The 15036-nt window shown below is 69.7% G+C and carries 16 protein-coding genes; 10 read left to right on the forward strand and 6 right to left on the reverse strand.

The genetic code is table 11. The features are described from left to right. The first annotated feature begins 50 nt into the window (after nt 1-50). Both OG876_RS24675 and OG876_RS24680 read left to right on the forward strand, forming a co-directional pair. Nucleotides 51-719 (forward strand): response regulator transcription factor, encoded by a 669-nt coding sequence (locus OG876_RS24675; RefSeq protein WP_328518996.1) that lies wholly within the window; start codon nt 51-53, stop codon nt 717-719. Then, nucleotides 716-1885, forward strand: a complete 1170-nt coding sequence (locus OG876_RS24680) for a GAF domain-containing sensor histidine kinase (RefSeq protein ID WP_328518997.1) — start codon at nt 716-718, stop codon at nt 1883-1885. The genes OG876_RS24675 and OG876_RS24680 overlap by 4 nt, the downstream gene beginning before the upstream one ends. 9 nt (nt 1886-1894) lie before the next feature. On the opposite strand, the gene OG876_RS24685 is transcribed toward OG876_RS24680, so the two are convergent. Then, complete coding sequence (locus OG876_RS24685) at nt 1895-2890, reverse strand: class I fructose-bisphosphate aldolase (protein ID WP_328518998.1); 996 nt, start codon at nt 2888-2890, stop codon at nt 1895-1897. 35 nt (nt 2891-2925) lie between these two features. Further along, the gene (locus OG876_RS24690) at nt 2926-3828 is read right to left on the reverse strand and encodes a LysR family transcriptional regulator (protein WP_328518999.1); all 903 of its coding nucleotides are present in this window, start codon (nt 3826-3828) and stop codon (nt 2926-2928) included. A 106-nt stretch (nt 3829-3934) separates the two neighbouring features. Here OG876_RS24690 and OG876_RS24695 point away from each other — a divergent pair, with 106 nt between their 5' ends. The 3 genes from OG876_RS24695 to OG876_RS24705 all read left to right on the forward strand — a co-directional run bounded on the left by OG876_RS24695 (nt 3935) and on the right by OG876_RS24705 (nt 6950). Further along, entirely contained in the window at nt 3935-5395 is a 1461-nt protein-coding gene (locus tag OG876_RS24695) for a form I ribulose bisphosphate carboxylase large subunit (protein WP_328519000.1), read from the forward strand. A 32-nt stretch (nt 5396-5427) separates the two neighbouring features. Then, nucleotides 5428-5853, forward strand: coding sequence for a ribulose bisphosphate carboxylase small subunit (locus OG876_RS24700; RefSeq protein WP_328519001.1), 426 nt, complete (start codon nt 5428-5430; stop codon nt 5851-5853). Nucleotides 5854-5984: 131 nt separating this feature from the next. Next, on the forward strand, nt 5985-6950 hold the full coding sequence (locus OG876_RS24705; protein WP_328519002.1) for an AAA family ATPase: 966 nt from the start codon (nt 5985-5987) through the stop codon (nt 6948-6950). Here the strand turns inward: OG876_RS24705 and OG876_RS24710 are convergent. Then, nucleotides 6944-7522, reverse strand: coding sequence for a hypothetical protein (locus OG876_RS24710; protein ID WP_328519003.1), 579 nt, complete (start codon nt 7520-7522; stop codon nt 6944-6946). The two genes, OG876_RS24705 and OG876_RS24710, sit on opposite strands and share 7 nt — an antisense overlap. Before the next feature lie 140 nt (nt 7523-7662). On the opposite strand from OG876_RS24710, the gene OG876_RS24715 reads away from it, so the two are divergent. Next, nucleotides 7663-8037: a BlaI/MecI/CopY family transcriptional regulator gene (locus OG876_RS24715; RefSeq protein ID WP_328519004.1), complete on the forward strand. Its 375-nt coding sequence runs from the start codon at nt 7663-7665 to the stop codon at nt 8035-8037. Between the two features lie 16 nt (nt 8038-8053). Continuing rightward, on the forward strand, nt 8054-8476 hold the full coding sequence (locus tag OG876_RS24720) for a cupin domain-containing protein (protein WP_328519005.1): 423 nt from the start codon (nt 8054-8056) through the stop codon (nt 8474-8476). Nucleotides 8477-8492: 16 nt separating this feature from the next. On the opposite strand, the gene OG876_RS24725 is transcribed toward OG876_RS24720, so the two are convergent. The 3 genes from OG876_RS24725 to OG876_RS24735 all read right to left on the reverse strand — a co-directional run bounded on the left by OG876_RS24725 (nt 8493) and on the right by OG876_RS24735 (nt 10997). Then, nucleotides 8493-9188, reverse strand: coding sequence for a DUF4386 family protein (locus OG876_RS24725; RefSeq protein ID WP_328519006.1), 696 nt, complete (start codon nt 9186-9188; stop codon nt 8493-8495). A 126-nt stretch (nt 9189-9314) separates the two neighbouring features. Continuing rightward, nucleotides 9315-10145 (reverse strand): LLM class F420-dependent oxidoreductase, encoded by an 831-nt coding sequence (locus OG876_RS24730; RefSeq protein ID WP_328519007.1) that lies wholly within the window; start codon nt 10143-10145, stop codon nt 9315-9317. A gap of 105 nt (nt 10146-10250) precedes the next feature. Then, nucleotides 10251-10997, reverse strand: a complete 747-nt coding sequence (locus OG876_RS24735) for a phosphotransferase (RefSeq protein WP_328519008.1) — start codon at nt 10995-10997, stop codon at nt 10251-10253. A gap of 354 nt (nt 10998-11351) precedes the next feature. Between OG876_RS24735 and ald the strand changes: the two genes are divergently transcribed. Genes ald through OG876_RS24750 form a run of 3 tightly spaced genes read left to right on the forward strand, consistent with a single transcriptional unit; the run spans nt 11352 to nt 14648 of the window. Next, complete coding sequence (gene ald, locus OG876_RS24740) at nt 11352-12467, forward strand: alanine dehydrogenase (protein WP_328519009.1); 1116 nt, start codon at nt 11352-11354, stop codon at nt 12465-12467. Then, nucleotides 12464-13396: a site-specific tyrosine recombinase XerD gene (xerD, locus tag OG876_RS24745; RefSeq protein WP_442914189.1), complete on the forward strand. Its 933-nt coding sequence runs from the start codon at nt 12464-12466 to the stop codon at nt 13394-13396. Before ald ends, xerD begins: the two co-directional genes overlap by 4 nt. Before the next feature lie 10 nt (nt 13397-13406). After that, on the forward strand, nt 13407-14648 hold the full coding sequence (locus OG876_RS24750) for a low temperature requirement protein A (protein ID WP_328519011.1): 1242 nt from the start codon (nt 13407-13409) through the stop codon (nt 14646-14648). The last annotated feature ends 388 nt before the right edge of the window (nt 14649-15036 follow it).

A 15036-nucleotide genomic window follows, 5' to 3' on the forward strand; every position in this document is an offset into this window, starting at 1 on the left:
AATCCTCGTGATCGTGGGGGAATCGTGCTGTCTCCGCTTACTCTTGGCCCATGCTGGCCACGACTCCGACCCCGCTGCGACTCGTCCTGGTGGACGACCACGAGATGGTGCTGCACGGCCTGGTCGCGATGCTCGGCCATTTCGTCGACCAGGTGGTCGTCACCGGCCAGGCGACGACCGCGGCAGAGGCGCTCACGCTGGTCTCCGACGAACGGCCCGACGTCGTGCTGTGCGACGTACGGATCGGCAAGGAGAGCGGGCTCGACCTCTGCCGCCAGATCACCTCGCAATACCCGGAGACCAAGGTCGTGCTGCTGACGGTGTACGACGACGAGCACTACCTGTACCAGGCGCTGAGAGTCGGTGCGTCGGGCTACATCCTCAAGCGGATCGACGGTCAGGAGCTGGTCGGGCATCTGCGCCGCGTGCGTGAGGGCGAGACCGTCATCGACCCTGCGCTGGCCGGACGCGTCGCACTGTCCGCCGCCAGGCTCAGTGCGGGCGAGTTCTGGCCGGGCGCGCACCTCGGGCTCACCCAGCGTGAGTCGGAGGTCCTGGAGCTGCTCGTCTCCGGCCACTCCAACCGAGGTGTCGCGAGCAAGCTCGTCGTCAGTGAGGACACGGTGAAGACCCACATCCGTGGCCTGTACCGCAAGCTCGGGGTCTCCGACCGCAGCGGCGCCATCGCCGTCGCGCTCCGCGAGGGTCTGTTCCATTGACCGCCGAGACAGGGCCCCTCCCCTCGGCGGCCGAGCTCGCGCGACTCCTCGAGGCCGACGGCGTGCTGCTGCTCGCCAGCGACGGTCAGGAGCTCACGGTCGCCGACATCTGGCCGCCCCACCCGTCGACCGCGGCGCTGAGCATGCCGGTCGGGTTCGGGGTGACCGGTCTCGTGGCCCGCAACGGCACGCCCGTCGTCCTCGCGTCCGACTCGCCGCGCAACGCGCTGCACCGGCAGTTGCTCCGTCTCGAGCCCCGGCAGACCGTCGCGAGGATGTGCGTTCCGCTCCGAGGGCTCGAGGACCATATCGTCGGTGTGCTGGCGGCGCATCGCAGTCCGCGTGTTCCCTTCGGTCCGGCCGACCTCGCCCGCGCCGAGCGGTACGCCGCGGCGCTCGGTCTGCGGCTGCACGCCGAGCAGCTGTGGCTGGCGGTGAACCGGCACCGGACCGAGCGGGATCGCCTGATCAAGCAGGCCATCTCGGCCCAGGAGGCCGAGCGCCGGCGGATCGCCTTCGACCTGCACGACGGGGTCACGACCGCGCTGGCGTCCATGTCGTTCCACCTCTCGGCCGCGGACATGACCGTGTCGGAGCTCGCCGTACGCGACTCCGCGGGCGGAGTGCCGGAGGCGGAGCTGGCGCGAGCGCGGGCCGAGCTGGTGAGCGCCCGGGAGCTGGCCGACCTGGCCTACCACCAGACGCGGGCCGCGATCTCCGGCCTGCACAGCCTGGTCCTGGACGACCTCGGCCTGGTCGCGGCGATGGAGTCCCTGGTGCAGATGGCGGCGAATGGCGAGAGCGCTCCGTCGATCGACCTGCTGGTCGATCCCGCGGCGACCCTCGACGACATCCCCGACCATGTCGCCGCGGCGCTCTACCGGATCGCCCAGGAGGCGCTGGCCAACGCGGTCAAGCACGCCGAGGCCGATCGCGTCGTACTGTCACTGCGGCGGGTCGGCGACTCGATCGTGTTCGGCTGCGCCGACGACGGCAAGGGGTTCGACCCGGAGGAACGGCGGACCGCCCGCGCCGGTGACGCGGACGGTGCGCAGCACTTCGGGCTCAGCTCGATCGCGGAACGCTGCGCGCTGATCGAGGCGTCACTGCGGATCGAATCGATCCCCGAGCGAGGTACGACGGTCCTGGTCGAGCTGCCCTTCTGATCCCGCGGTTCAGCGGGTCGCCTGACCGGCCCGACGGCAGTTGTCCAGCAGGACCTGCTGGGCTTTCTGCACGTTCCCGGCTTCGCCACCCCACGCGCTCAGAGCGTCGCTCACCAATGCGCGCCCGAAGGAGAACGTGACCGGCCACGCGCGGTCGCCGAGTCGGTGCAGTTCGCGGAGAGACTCGCACACATGGCCTGTCGGCTGGCCACCGGAGAGGAATGCGATCCCGGCCAGCGCCTCGGGCACCGTCTCGGACAGTACGCCGAAGGTGGCAGCGGCAATCGTCCGCGCGGTGGCGGCCGGGGCGTCGAGGCCGGGAGTCACGAAGTTCGGCTTGAGGACCACGCCGGACAGGTCGACGCCGGCCTGGGCCAGTTCGTCGAACAGGGTGCGCAGGGCAAGGTTCGATGCCTGCGCCGACGCACCCAGATCGTGGTCACCGGTGCACAGGACCTCCGGCTCGACGATCGGTACGATGCCGTGCTGCTGGCAGAGAGCGGCGTACCGGGCGAGCGCGTGACCGTTGGCCCGGGCCGAGTACGGCGTGATCGTGGCGACGTCGAAGACCGCGCGCCACTTGGCGAACGCGGCCCCGCGTTCGGCGTACGACGCGAGCCGGTCACCCAGCCCGTCGAGCCCCTCGGTGACCAGCGCGCCACCGCCGCCGGGCAGCTTGCTCGTGCCGGTGTCGACCTTGATGCCAGGGAGGATGCCCAGCTCGCGCGCGGCCTGGGGGAACGGGCGGCCGTCGGCCAGCTCCTGCCCGAACGTCTCGTCGCACCAGATCACCCCGCTGACCCAGTCCGAGAGCCCATCGGCGGTGATCAGCAGTTCGCGATAGTCCCGCCGGGCGGTCGGGCTGGACGGAATGCCTTCCTGTTCCAGCCGGGACGACATGGTCTTGATGGATTCGTCGGCGGCCAGGATGCCGCGACCGGCATCGGTCATCCGACGGGCGGTGTCGGCGAGAGTGGGGAGATCGGTGCGCAGCGTCGTGGTCATGCAGTGCAGCATCGCCCGGCGCGGCCCCGCCGTACTCACCCCTGGGGGCGAGACCGGGTGTGAAACGCCGCCGCCCCCACCCGGCCGGCATCGCAGACGTGGCGGAGGAACAACCGGCTCGCCGCGGTCGGTTCGGCGGTCGTGCACAGGTGCCACGGACGATCGACAGGAGTCCCGGGTACGGCGTACGTCGCAAGCTCACCGGCGTCGAGTTGACCGCGCACGGCCTCCTCGTGCACCAAGGTCACGCCCAGTCCCTGGCGCGCCGCGGCGACCGCTGCCCCCGAGGTCCCGAGGGTGAGCAGCGGTGGCGCCGCCTGCAGCCGGGTCAGCAGCGACAACGTCGTGTCCCGGGTGCCCGAGCCCTGACCGGTGAGCAACCAGGTGCTGGTCAGTGGATCGTCGTCGCGTCCAGGTCGGCCGACGAGCACCAGCCGGTTGGCGCGGCGGGCGCGGGTGACCAGGCCGGATCCGCGCGGCGGCCGTCCGGCGAGCACGACATCGACGGCATGGTCGCGGGCCTGGGCGAAGAGCTCGTCGCGGGGGAGGACCGACAAGGACAGCTCGACCTGCGGATGCTCGTCGACGAACGAGGCCATCAGGCGGGGAAGGACGTACTCGCTGGCCGTCGCCACCGCGCCGATCCGCAGCCGGCCCCGATCGGCGTCGTGCACCGCACCGGCCGCCTCGGCGAGCAGCCCGAGGAGCTTGCGGACGTACGCCGCGAAGGTCTCGCCGGCGTCCGTCGGCACGATGCCACGTCCGGCCTTGCTGAACAGCGCAGTACCCAGCGCGGTCTCCAGCGCCGAGATCGCGGCCGACACCGCCGGCGGCGTGACGTGCAGGGTCTCGGCCGCCGCGCGGATGCTTCCGCCTTCGTAGACGGCCAGGAAGGTCTGAAGCCGCCCCCAGGTGGCCGCGGCCGGCAGATCCATCATGTACCTATCCCTTAATGGTCAGCGGAGAAGTTTCAATTGTAGTTGATGCTTCACCGGCGCAGGCTGGTGCCCGAAGGATCACGCAGACACCGGATGGGAGCAGCCGATGACGACGACCGAGAACGGCGCGAAGGCCAAGGAGCGCTGGGACCCGGGGGTGCAGAGCTACGCCGGGATGGGTTACTGGAACCCCGACTACGAGCCCAAGGAGACCGACGTACTCGCCGTCTTCCGGGTAGCGCCGCAGGACGGCGTCGAGCCGATCGAGGCCGCGGCCGCCGTGGCCGGCGAGTCCTCGACCGCGACCTGGACGGTGGTCTGGACGGACCGGCTGACCGCGAATCACCACTACCAGGCGAAGGCCTACCGCGTGGAGGAGGTGCCCGGGCGGCCGGGCGAGTACTTCGCCTACATCGCCTACGACATCGACCTGTTCGAGGAGGGGTCGATCGCCAACCTGACCTCCTCGATCATCGGCAACGTGTTCGGCTTCAAGCCGCTGAAGGCGCTGCGGCTGGAGGACCTGCGGATCCCGGTCGCGTACGTGAAGACGTTCCAGGGTCCCGCGCACGGGATCGTGATGGAACGCGAGATGCTCAACAAGTACGGGCGTCCGTTGCTCGGAGCAACCATCAAGCCGAAGCTCGGGCTGTCCGCCCGCAACTACGGCCGGGTCGTCTACGAGGCCTGCCGCGGCGGCCTGGACTTCACCAAGGACGACGAGAACATCAACTCGCAGCCGTTCATGCGCTGGCGGGACCGCTTCCTCTACGCGATGGAGGGCGTGAACAAGGCGGTGGCCGAGACCGGTGAGCTCAAGGGCCACTACCTGAACGTGACCGCCGGGACGATGGAGGAGATGTACAACCGGGCCGAGTTCGCCAAGGAGCTGGGCAGCGTCGTCGTGATGATCGACCTGACCATCGGCTACACCGCGATCCAGTCGATGGCGCACTGGGCCCGGCAGAACGGCGTACTGCTGCACTTGCACCGCGCGGGGCACTCGACGTACACCCGGCAGAAGACGCACGGCGTGAGCTTCCGGGTGATCTCGAAGTGGTGCCGGCTGATGGGTGTCGACCACGTCCACGCCGGCACCGTGGTGGGCAAGCTCGAGGGCGACCCGGCGACGACCCGCGGTTTCTACGACACCCTGCGGGAGGACCACGTCTCGAGGAACCCGGAGAACGGGATCTTCTTCGACCAGGACTGGGCCTCGATGCCGGGCGTGCTGCCGGTCGCCTCCGGAGGGATCCACGCCGGCCAGATGCACCAGCTGCTCGACCTGTTCTCCGACGACGTCATCCTGCAGTTCGGCGGCGGCACGATCGGCCACCCGTTCGGGATCGCGGCCGGCGCCGAGGCCAACCGGGTCGCGCTCGAGGCCATGGTCAAGGCACGCAACGAGGGTCGCGACCTGCTCCGCGAAGGACCCGACGTCCTCCGGGTCGCCGCCAAGTCCTGCGCGCCGCTCGAGGCCGCGCTGTCCACCTGGGGTGACGTCACCTTCGACTACACCAGCACGGACGCCCCCGACGTCGTCCCGACGGCGACAGCCTCCGTCTAGCCCCGATCCGCACCGACTCGAGGAGCATCACCATGCAACTGCGCCACGGGACCTTCTCCTACCTGCCCGACCTCACCGACGACGAGATCGCCGACCAGATCCGCTACGCCCTGCGGCACGGCTGGCCGGTCTCGGTGGAGTACACCGACGACCCGCACCCACGCAACGTCTACTGGGAGATGTGGGGCCTGCCGATGTTCGACCTCGCCGAGCCTGACGGGGTCCTTGCCCAGATCAACGAGTGCCGGGCGACGTACCCGAATCACTACGTCCGGGTCCTCGCGTACGACGCGAGCCTCGGGCGTCAGACGACCGCGATGCAGTTCCTCGTACAGCGGCCTGCCGAGGAGCCCGGCTTCCTGCTCTCCCGGGTCGAGGGCCCGGACCGGACCCAGCGCTACGCCATCTCGTCGTACGCCACGACGCGACCGGCCGGAGCGCGCTACGGGGACGGCTAACAGATGGATACGGCTGTGCTTTTGGCCGGGCCTTCGGCGCCGGCGTGGTCATGGGGCTTTGTCTCCCGCCCTTCCCTCGTCGCTCCAGTCGCTTCGCTCCCTACACTCCTCAGTCCAGGGCGGGAGGCCCCATGACCGGCTTCGGGTTTCCCCGCACCGCCGCCACCTCGCCTGAGGAAGTGAGCACTGAGGCGGTGGAACCGGTGCTGCTGACGGACGATGCCGAGCTCGACCTTTCGGTCGACGAGGCGGCGGCCAGGGTCGAGGAGACCCTGGCCGCCCTCGAGGCCGAGCTCGTCGGGCTGGCCTCGGTCAAGCGCCGGGTGCGCGAGATCGCCTCGCTGCTCCTGGTGGACCGGGCGCGACGTCAGTTCGGACTGACGTCGTCCCGGCCGACGCTGCACATGAGCTTCACCGGCGGGCCCGGGACCGGGAAGACGACGGTGGCGCTCCGGATGGCCGCGATCCTGCACGCACTCGGGTACATCCGTGCGCCGCGCGTACACACCGTCACCCGCGACGACCTCGTCGGCCAGTTCATCGGGCACACCGCGCCGAAGACCAAGGAGGCGATCGCGCGGGCCGCCGGCGGGGTGCTGTTCATCGACGAGGCCTACTACCTGTTCCGGCCCGACAACGAACGGGACTACGGGCAGGAGGTGATCGAGATCCTGCTGACCGAGATGGAGAACGAGCGAGGCGACCTGGTCGTCATCTTCGCCGGCTACCCGGACCGGATGGCCACCTTCTTCTCGGCCAACCCCGGCCTGAGCTCGCGGGTGCCGCATCACATCGAGTTCGAGGACTACGACCACACAGAGCTCGTCCAGATCGCCGATCTGATGCTGACATCGGAGAACTTCCGCTTCGACGACGCAGCCCAGGCCGCCTTCTCGGAATACCTGACCCGGCGGATGCAGCGGCCGCGCTTCTCCAACGCTCGCAGCGTGCGCAACGCGATCGAGCGGTGCCGGCTCCGCCAGGCCCGGCGGCTGGTCGAGCTGAGACGCCCGCTGCGCAAGGAGGATCTCATCACGCTGACCGCGGACGACATCTTCGGCAGCAGTGTGTTCCTGGCAGCGAGCGACGCTCAGTAGACCACCGACGTGACCCTGCCCTCCACCTCGTCCCAGAGCGCGTCGAGCCTCGCGCACAGCGTCCGTGCGACGTGGCCCGGAAAGCCGGTGTGGGGCAGGTGCGGGTGGGGACGCGTCGGCGCGGCGGCGACGGCTCGCGTGAACCTTTCCCGCACGCGAGCCTCGTCGTCGGAGTCGAGGTGCTCCCCGAGCATCGCGGCGAGCCGCCGCTCGGCCGCGATGGTCCGTCCGAGGTGGTGATGGACGCCGGACCACACCGAGGGCCACGGCACCTGGATCGTCTGGGCCTGGCCGTACTCCTTGGCCTTCGCCCGCACCAGTGTCCGTTCCAGCCGCCGGATCGCGCGCAAGTGATCGCGCACCTCGGCCCGCCCGGCCGGGAGATGCCGCGCGACCGGCGGAAGCAGGATCCAGGTCGCGGCGGCTGTGTGCCGGCTGGCTTGGGCGAGGAATCTGTCGGTGTTCATCCGCGCTTCGCCGGGCTGCGCCGGCGACCCGCGGTGGGCGGCTGTCCGCAGCAGCGTCAGCAGCGCGGCATGGCGACCTTCGACTTCGCTCAACAAGGTTTGCATGGTGCACCTCGCGGGTTCGGGGCTGGGGTGCTCCGAGTCTCCGAGCCGTTTCACAAGTGCACAAGGTTGATCTTCGGCTCACCCGTCCGCTCACCCTTCCGGGGCAGGAGGCCGGCGGAATCCCCCGGTACAAAGAGATCGTGGACACCCGGACCGGCTCGCCGGCGCGACGCGGCGCCGGTGAACTCGAGAGCGAGGTGCTCGCCGCACTGTGGGCCGCCGAAGGACCGCTGTCTCCCGTCGAGGTGCAGGCCGCGATGGCCGGCAACCTGGCCTACAACACGGTGCACACCATCCTGACCAGGCTCGGCCGGAAGAGCCTGGTCGCCCGGGTGCAGGCCGGCTGCCGCGCTCGCTACCGCCCGACCAAGGGCGCCGCGGAGTTCGCCGCAGAGCAGATGCGGACCGCCCTGGGCCAGGGCTCGGATCGCCTGGAAATCCTGCACCGCTTCGTCCGGGCCCTCGACCCGGCCGACAAGGCCACCTTGCGAGCGCTCCTCGGCGACCCGGGCTAGGTCCGAGAATGGCGTCATGGACAAGCCGGAGTTGGCGACGTTGCTGGACCTCGAGCCACATCCGGAAGGCGGGTGGTTCCGGGAGACGTGGCGATCGGCGGTGGAGTTCGAGCCGCCGGGGTACGGCGGCACCCGGGCCAGTGCGACCGCGATCTACTTCCTGTTGGGACCGGGAGAGGAGTCGCAGTGGCATCGCGTCCGGTCGGCGGAGATCTGGCTGTGGCACTCCGGTGGCCCGCTGACGCTGGAGTACGGCGAGACGCCGGACGTGGCCGACGCGGTCACTCTCGGGCCGGATGTGCCGACAGGGCAACAACCTCAGGTGGTGATCCCGGCCGGCGCATGGCAGGCAGCACGGCCGGCCGGAGACGCGGCCGTGCTGGTGTCGTGCGTGGTGTCGCCCGGCTTCGACTTCGCCGACTTCACGCTTCAGCGCTGAAGCGGTCGGCCCAGGATCACATCTGCGGTACGGCGGCCTCCCCGGTGGACACCTCCGGAAGGTGCTCGCGGACCATGAAGCCACCCGCACAGGCGATCCAGACCGCGGACAGCAACAACGGGATCGTGGTCATCAAGGTGCCGCCGGCAACGAACACGCCATCGGTGGCGAACACGCCGAACGCGCCGGCGAACGATACCAAGGCGGCCAGCAGAGCCAGGTAGCCCAGCCAGTTCGGCATCAGGTGGGTGCGCATCACGCCGATCCCGGCCGCCGCCAGCGGGAGCGCGGCGGCGACGCCGATCATCGTCGTCATCACCGCGGTGACGTCGTACATCAGCATCGTGATCGCCACGTCCCGGCCGCCGATGCTGAACGCGGTCGCCGCGGTGAGTGCCGCGTTCACGAAGATCGCGGCGCCGACCAGCACCGAACCGGCCAGCAGCGCCAGGTGCACGTCGCTGCGCTCGGCGCGCTCGCGGATCGCCTCGGCGAAGGCAGCGGCGAACCAGATCACCAATCCGGCCGCGGCCGCCCACAGCAGCGCGCTGAACAGGATCGTCGTCCGGTGGTCGTTCAGCCAGCCGCTGATCGTGCTGTCCGAGTCGTCGACGGTCGGAGGGTTGCCGGGCAGGAATCTGCCCAGGAGAGCCAGGACGACGAAGGCCAGTCCGGCGAAGCCGCCCCACCTCAACTCGTGTCGCTCAGTCATGGGGATACACCTCCAAGGGAGCACCGCGAAGTGTGGTGCATCTACTGCCGATGTTCCCCCGTTCTGGCCGGGAATCAAGGGGTGCCGTCCGGCGAACAGCGCGTCGTCGGACGGCTCCGAAAACCCCTACCGGAGAACCGTCGCCAAGGCCTCGTACCCGGGCAGCAGATCGATCCCCTCCCGGCCTAGTTGCTGGATCACGACGTGGTCCGCACCCGCGTCCAGGTGGGCCTTCAGCCCCGCTGCGATCTCGACCGCCGTGCCGTGCAGCACGAGCGCGTCGACCAGCCGGTCGCTGCCGCCGTCGGCGATGTCCTCGTCGGTGAACCCCAGGCGCTCGAGGTTCGAGACGTAGTTGCTGAGCTGCAGGTACGACGCCAGATAGTCGCGACCGGTCGAGCGCGCGATCTCCGGATCGGTCTCCAGCACGACCTTCTGCTCCGGCGCCAGCAGCACACCGTCGCCGAGCGTACGGCGTGCTTCCCGGGTGTGCTCGGGTGTCGTCAGGTACGGCAGCGCGCCCGCCGTCCTGGTCGCCGCGAGCCGCAGCACCTTCGGGCCGAGCGCGGCCAGCGCCCTCCGGTCCACCGGGACCTTCGCGTCGTCCAGGTCGTCGAGGTAGCCGACGATGGTCTGGTACGGCGACCGGTACGCGCCGGTGCGCTCCGGGTGACCGATGCCGACCCCGAGCACGAACCGGCCCGGATAGTCGTCCTCGAGCCGGTGGTACGACGCCGCCACGTCGGCCGCCGGCGTCTTCCACATGTTCACGATGCTGGTGCCGACGGCAACGGACTTCGTTGACGCCAGCAACACTTCCGCATCGCGCAGATCGGCCTCCGGGGAGGCGCCCAGCCACAACGTTCCGTACCCAGCCTGCTCCAGCCCCGCCGCCAGTTCCGGACCCCAGTGCTGGGGTCCGTGCCAGACCCCGTACCGTCCCAGTTCGACCGCCACGCCGTACTCCTCTCGTCGTCCTACTCAGGGTGCAACTGGGAGCGGGCGGGCTCCATTCCAAGCATCCCTGACCGGCTGGAGGGGCCGTCAATGATCGCTGTCACGTCAGAGGTGGGCGGCGATCTCCGGAACGCGGTGCTGCAGGTCCTTCAATCGACGCTCGGTACGCTCGGGCTCGCCGACCGTGGCCAGATTGAGCATGCCGGGATCGCCCGCGACCTGCCCGGCGCGGATGACGCGCGCCGATCGTTGCGCCCGGATCGGAGCGCCCTCGAGGATCTGCAGCGGCGTGAAGACATCACCGCCGTACGCGTCGGCCATCAGGCGCAGCCGCGCGGCCTGGTAGGCGGGATCCATCGGCATCGCGAGGGGGACCGTGTTCCACGCGGTGAAGGCGATGTCGTCCAGGGGGACGCCGGGGCCGGCCATGTCCCAGTCGATCACGCCGCTGAAACCGGACTCGGTGCCGATCCAGTTGTAGTACCCGTAGTCGTGCATGCAGATGATCTGATCGGCCGCGAGTTCACCCCGGCTGGTCCGCCAGACGATCTCACCCTTCGGCCGGTACGACGCGACGACCCGGTGGTACTCGGCCAGCCAGCGCATCGCGTCCGCGAGCACGTCGTCGGGTACTTCGGGGCCGTACGACGTACCCGGGAGGTAATCGAGGATCTCGCGGCCCTGGTCGTCGAACCCGAGCACCCGCGGGAGGCCGGTCAGGCCGGCATCGGCCAGGTAGTTGAGCAGGCTGTGAACTGCCGGCGTCCACGCGCCGGTCGCGCGCCGTACCGTGTCGCCGACGCGGACCGCGCCACCGACGTTGCCGCCCGGGAGGGCGATCTCAGCGTCCATGTCAGAACCTTCCTTGAAGCGATTGAATGCGGGTATTGGAAGAGCACGAACCGTCGCTCTTCGGGGGAGTGCAAAACTGGGGTTAAGACAGAAGTAGAGATTGCGTCAAGATTGCGCAAAGCCTGCCGGGCAAGGGATTCCGGTGCGAACGTCACGGGCTGCCACGGCGTCTGACAGGAGTGTAACCGAACCGCCGGGCAACGTTCCGCGAGTCGTGCGGCGATCAGACCATCCGTTCAAGTGGTATGAACCTTGGGGGCTTACACTCAGCAGCGACCTGGCATCACCCCTCACGCCGGGCCGCGGACACAACGACGTGGGCCGCACACCTGGATTGTGAAAGAAGGGCGAGTTGTGAAGGTCGGAGTTCCGAAGGAAGTCAAGAACCACGAGTACCGGGTGGCGATCACCCCGTCCGGCGTGCACGAGTTCGCGCGCGCCGGGCACGAGGTTCTGATCGAGCAAGGCGCGGGGGACGGTTCGCTGATCCCCGATGACGAGTTCGTCGCGGCGGGGGCGCGGATCGTGCCGACGGCGGACGACGTCTGGGCGGACGCTGAGCTGGTGCTCAAGGTGAAGGAGCCGGTGGCCGAGGAGTACCACCGGATGCGCAAGGACCAGGTCCTGTTCACCTATCTGCACCTGGCTGCCAGTGCCGAGACCACCGAGGCGCTGCTGACGTCGGGTATCACCGGGATCGCCTACGAGACGGTCCAGCTTCCGGACGGATCGCTGCCACTGCTGGCCCCGATGAGCGAGGTGGCCGGCCGGCTCGCCCCGCAGGCCGGCGCCTACCACCTGATGCGCAACGGCGGTGGCCGCGGTGTGCTGATGGGCGGCGTCTCCGGCGTGCACCCGGCCCGCGTGGTGATCATCGGCGCGGGTGTCGCCGGGATGAACGCGGCCGCGATCGCGCTCGGCATGCAGGCGCAGGTGCAGCTGTTCGACCGCAACATCGCGCGGCTGCGCGAGGCCGACCGGATCTACCAGGGTCACCTGCTGACGATCGCCGCGAACTCGTACGAGATCGAGCGCGCGGTGCTCGAGGCCGACCTGGTCATCGGCGCGGTGCTGGTGCCGGGCGCGAAGGCGCCGAAGATCGTCACCAACGACATGGTGCGGCGGATGAAGCCGGGCAGCGTGCTCGTCGACATCGCGATCGACCAGGGCGGCTGCTTCGAGGACTCGCACCCGACCACGCACGCCGACCCGGTGTACAAGGTGCACGACTCGCTGTTCTACTGCGTCGCGAACATGCCCGGCGCGGTGCCGAACACCTCGACGTACGCACTCACCAACGTGACCCTGCCGTACGCGATCGAGCTGGCGAACCTGGGCTGGCGGGAGGCCCTGAAGCTGGATCACAGCCTGGCGCTCGGCCTGAACACCTTCGACGGCCACGTCACCTACGGCCCGGTCGCCGACGCGCACAACCTGCCCCAGCGGAAGCTCGACGAGGTGCTGGTCTGAGCATCGCCCGGGCGGTCAGCGCGTACCTGGACCACCTGACGGTGGAGCGCGGCCTGGCTGCGAACACCCTGGCGTCGTACCGGCGTGACCTGCGCCGGTACGGCGACTACCTCGCGGCCGCCGGGATCGACGACTTCGGCCGGATCACCGAGGCCGTGGTGAGCGACTTCCTGATGCGGTTGCGGGAGGGCGACGCCGACCATCCGCCACTCACCGCATCCAGTGCGGGCCGGACCGTGGTCGCCGTCCGCGGGTTCCATCGGTTCTGTTTGCGGGAAGGGCTGACCGCGGTGGATCCCGCGGCCGCGGTCAAGCCGCCGGCGCCGCCGCAACGGTTGCCGAAGGCACTGTCTGTGGACGAGGTGACGCGGATCCTTGCCGCTGCCGCCGGGGCGGAGGCGGAGCCCGCCGTCCTGGCCACCCGGGACGCTGCGCTGCTGGAGTTTCTCTACGGAACCGGCGCCCGCATCTCCGAGGCGGTCGGGCTGGACGTGGACGACATCGACCTGGAGGCCGGTGCGGTCTTGCTGCGGGGCAAAGGCAGTAAGGAACGCATGGTCCCGGTCGGGTCCTACGCCCGCGAGGCGTTGTCGGCGTACCAGGTCCGCGGCCGTCCAGATCTGGTACGGCGGGGGCACGGGACGCCGGCGTTGTTCCTCAACGCCCGGGGCGGTCGACTGTCGCGGCAGAGCGCGTGGACGGTCCTACGCCGGGCCGCACAGCGCGCAGGGATCGCGAAAGAGATCTCACCGCACACACTTCGGCACTCGTTCGCGACACACCTGCTGGACGGCGGTGCCGACGTCCGCGTGGTCCAGGAGCTCCTGGGCCACGCCTCCGTCACGACCACTCAGGTCTACACACTGGTCACTGTCGACAAGCTCCGTGAGGTTTACGCAACGTCCCATCCGAGGGCGCTGTCCTCGTAGGGTGTCGCTCGTGGCCGATGAAGCGGGGGAGCGGCACGCGAGCTGGTTGGAGCTGTTCTTCGACCTGACCGTGGTCGCAGGGGCCGCGGAGATCGCGCATCGGCTCCAAGGTGCCGAGAGTGTCGGGCAGATAGCCGCCTGTGCCGCGATGTTCTACGCGATCTGGAGTGTCTGGACGACCACCAGCATCTATGCGAACGTCGCGGGGGAGCGGACCCGGCAACGCGCCGTACTGCGGACCATGCTCGGCATCGCGATTATGGCCGCGGCGGTGCCGGGAGTGTGGCCGGAGCTCCTTCCTGGTGAGCACGACGTACCCGGAGGCCGGACGGCGGCGTTCGTCATCGCGTTCCTGGCGTGCCGGGCGGTCGCGGCCGGCTCGGCCGCGCGGGACGGGCAGGTGATCGCCTTCTGGCCGGCGACGCAGACTGTGACGGCGACTCCTTGGGTTGTCTCGTTGTTCGTGCCGCCGCCGATCGACTACTGGCTGTGGGGGGTCGCGATCGCCGCCGACCTCACGTTCTCGATGCTCGGCGCGGTCAACCCGCGGATGATCGCGCGGATGACCGAGCAGGCGCGGCGCCGGCAGGACGAGCGGAACCGGCGGACCGCCCATCGGCTCGCCGCGATGATCCAGCGCGGGGTCTCGCCGGACCGGTTGCCCGACGCGTCGCCGACGCTGATCTCGGTCGCCCAGGTCGAGCGCGGGCATCTCGCCGAGCGGCTCGGGTTGTTCGTCATCATCGTGCTCGGTGAGGCGCTGGCCCAGGTGGTCGCCGCGAACACGGACATCGCGTGGACGCCGGCCGTGATCGTCTCGTCGCTGGCCGCGTTCCTGCTGCTGGTGAAGTTCTGGCGGCTGACGACGGAGTACGGGTTCACTCTGGCGCCGCGCCTCAGGAAACCGCTCGAGCCTTGGCAGGCGTTGCCGGCGCACCTGGGCGTGACCGCAGCGATCGTGGCGATCGCATCAGGTCTGGGTGCGCTGATTCCGGGCGCGACGGAGCACCTGCAGACCACAGACCGGTGGTACATCTTCGGAGGGCTGGCGCTGTACCTGCTGGCCAGTGTGTTCGCCGGCCTGGCCGGGCGGGCCGCACTGAAGTGGTACCTCGGCTGGGTCCTCCCGAGTACGGTCGTCGCCGTGCTGGCCGGCGTACTCGGGGATCTGGTGCCGGCGTGGTCGCTGGCCGTGGTGGCGTGGGGCGTGCTGGTGTGGTTCGGGTCGTACGAGCGGCTCGTGAAAGGGTAGACCCGGTGCGGCCGATCCGGGGACGGTGTGCGATCATCTGACTACGGTTGGTCATCCGGACGCGGTGATCGGCCGGGTCCGGAGCTTTGTCGACAAACAGCCCCACCCCGGTGCGGAGTGGCTGGTTGAGAGTGCTTGAATGCACGCTTACAGTCGCTGGGATCGCCCGTATCGGTTGAAAGGTTTGACGAGTCATGAACGAGTCGACATTCCCGGGCACCGAGCACCTGCCGACCCCGGCCCGACCGATAGCGCCGACGGTCGCTCAGGCGGGCGCTGCGCCGTATCAGTCCACGTCTTACGGCCACGAGCCGCCGGCAGGCAGGCACGCGGCTCCGACGCAACCGGCACCAGCGCAACCGGCACCAGCGCAACCGGCACCAGCGCA

This window comes from Kribbella sp. NBC_00359 (assembly GCF_036097425.1).
Lineage (GTDB): Bacteria > Actinomycetota > Actinomycetes > Propionibacteriales > Kribbellaceae > Kribbella.

Excerpts from the sequence above, each read along its gene's own strand:
- OG876_RS24675 (WP_328518996.1), top strand. The coding sequence starts at position 51 with ATGCTGGCCACGACTCCGACCCCGCTGCGACTCGTCCTGGTGGACGAC.
- OG876_RS24685 (WP_328518998.1), bottom strand. The coding sequence starts at position 2,890 with ATGACCACGACGCTGCGCACCGATCTCCCCACTCTCGCCGACACCGCC.
- OG876_RS24690 (WP_328518999.1), bottom strand. The coding sequence starts at position 3,828 with ATGATGGATCTGCCGGCCGCGGCCACCTGGGGGCGGCTTCAGACCTTC.
- OG876_RS24695 (WP_328519000.1), top strand. The coding sequence starts at position 3,935 with ATGACGACGACCGAGAACGGCGCGAAGGCCAAGGAGCGCTGGGACCCG.
- OG876_RS24700 (WP_328519001.1), top strand. The coding sequence starts at position 5,428 with ATGCAACTGCGCCACGGGACCTTCTCCTACCTGCCCGACCTCACCGAC.
- OG876_RS24705 (WP_328519002.1), top strand. The coding sequence starts at position 5,985 with ATGACCGGCTTCGGGTTTCCCCGCACCGCCGCCACCTCGCCTGAGGAA.
- OG876_RS24710 (WP_328519003.1), bottom strand. The coding sequence starts at position 7,522 with ATGCAAACCTTGTTGAGCGAAGTCGAAGGTCGCCATGCCGCGCTGCTG.
- OG876_RS24720 (WP_328519005.1), top strand. The coding sequence starts at position 8,054 with ATGGACAAGCCGGAGTTGGCGACGTTGCTGGACCTCGAGCCACATCCG.
- OG876_RS24725 (WP_328519006.1), bottom strand. The coding sequence starts at position 9,188 with ATGACTGAGCGACACGAGTTGAGGTGGGGCGGCTTCGCCGGACTGGCC.
- OG876_RS24735 (WP_328519008.1), bottom strand. The coding sequence starts at position 10,997 with ATGGACGCTGAGATCGCCCTCCCGGGCGGCAACGTCGGTGGCGCGGTC.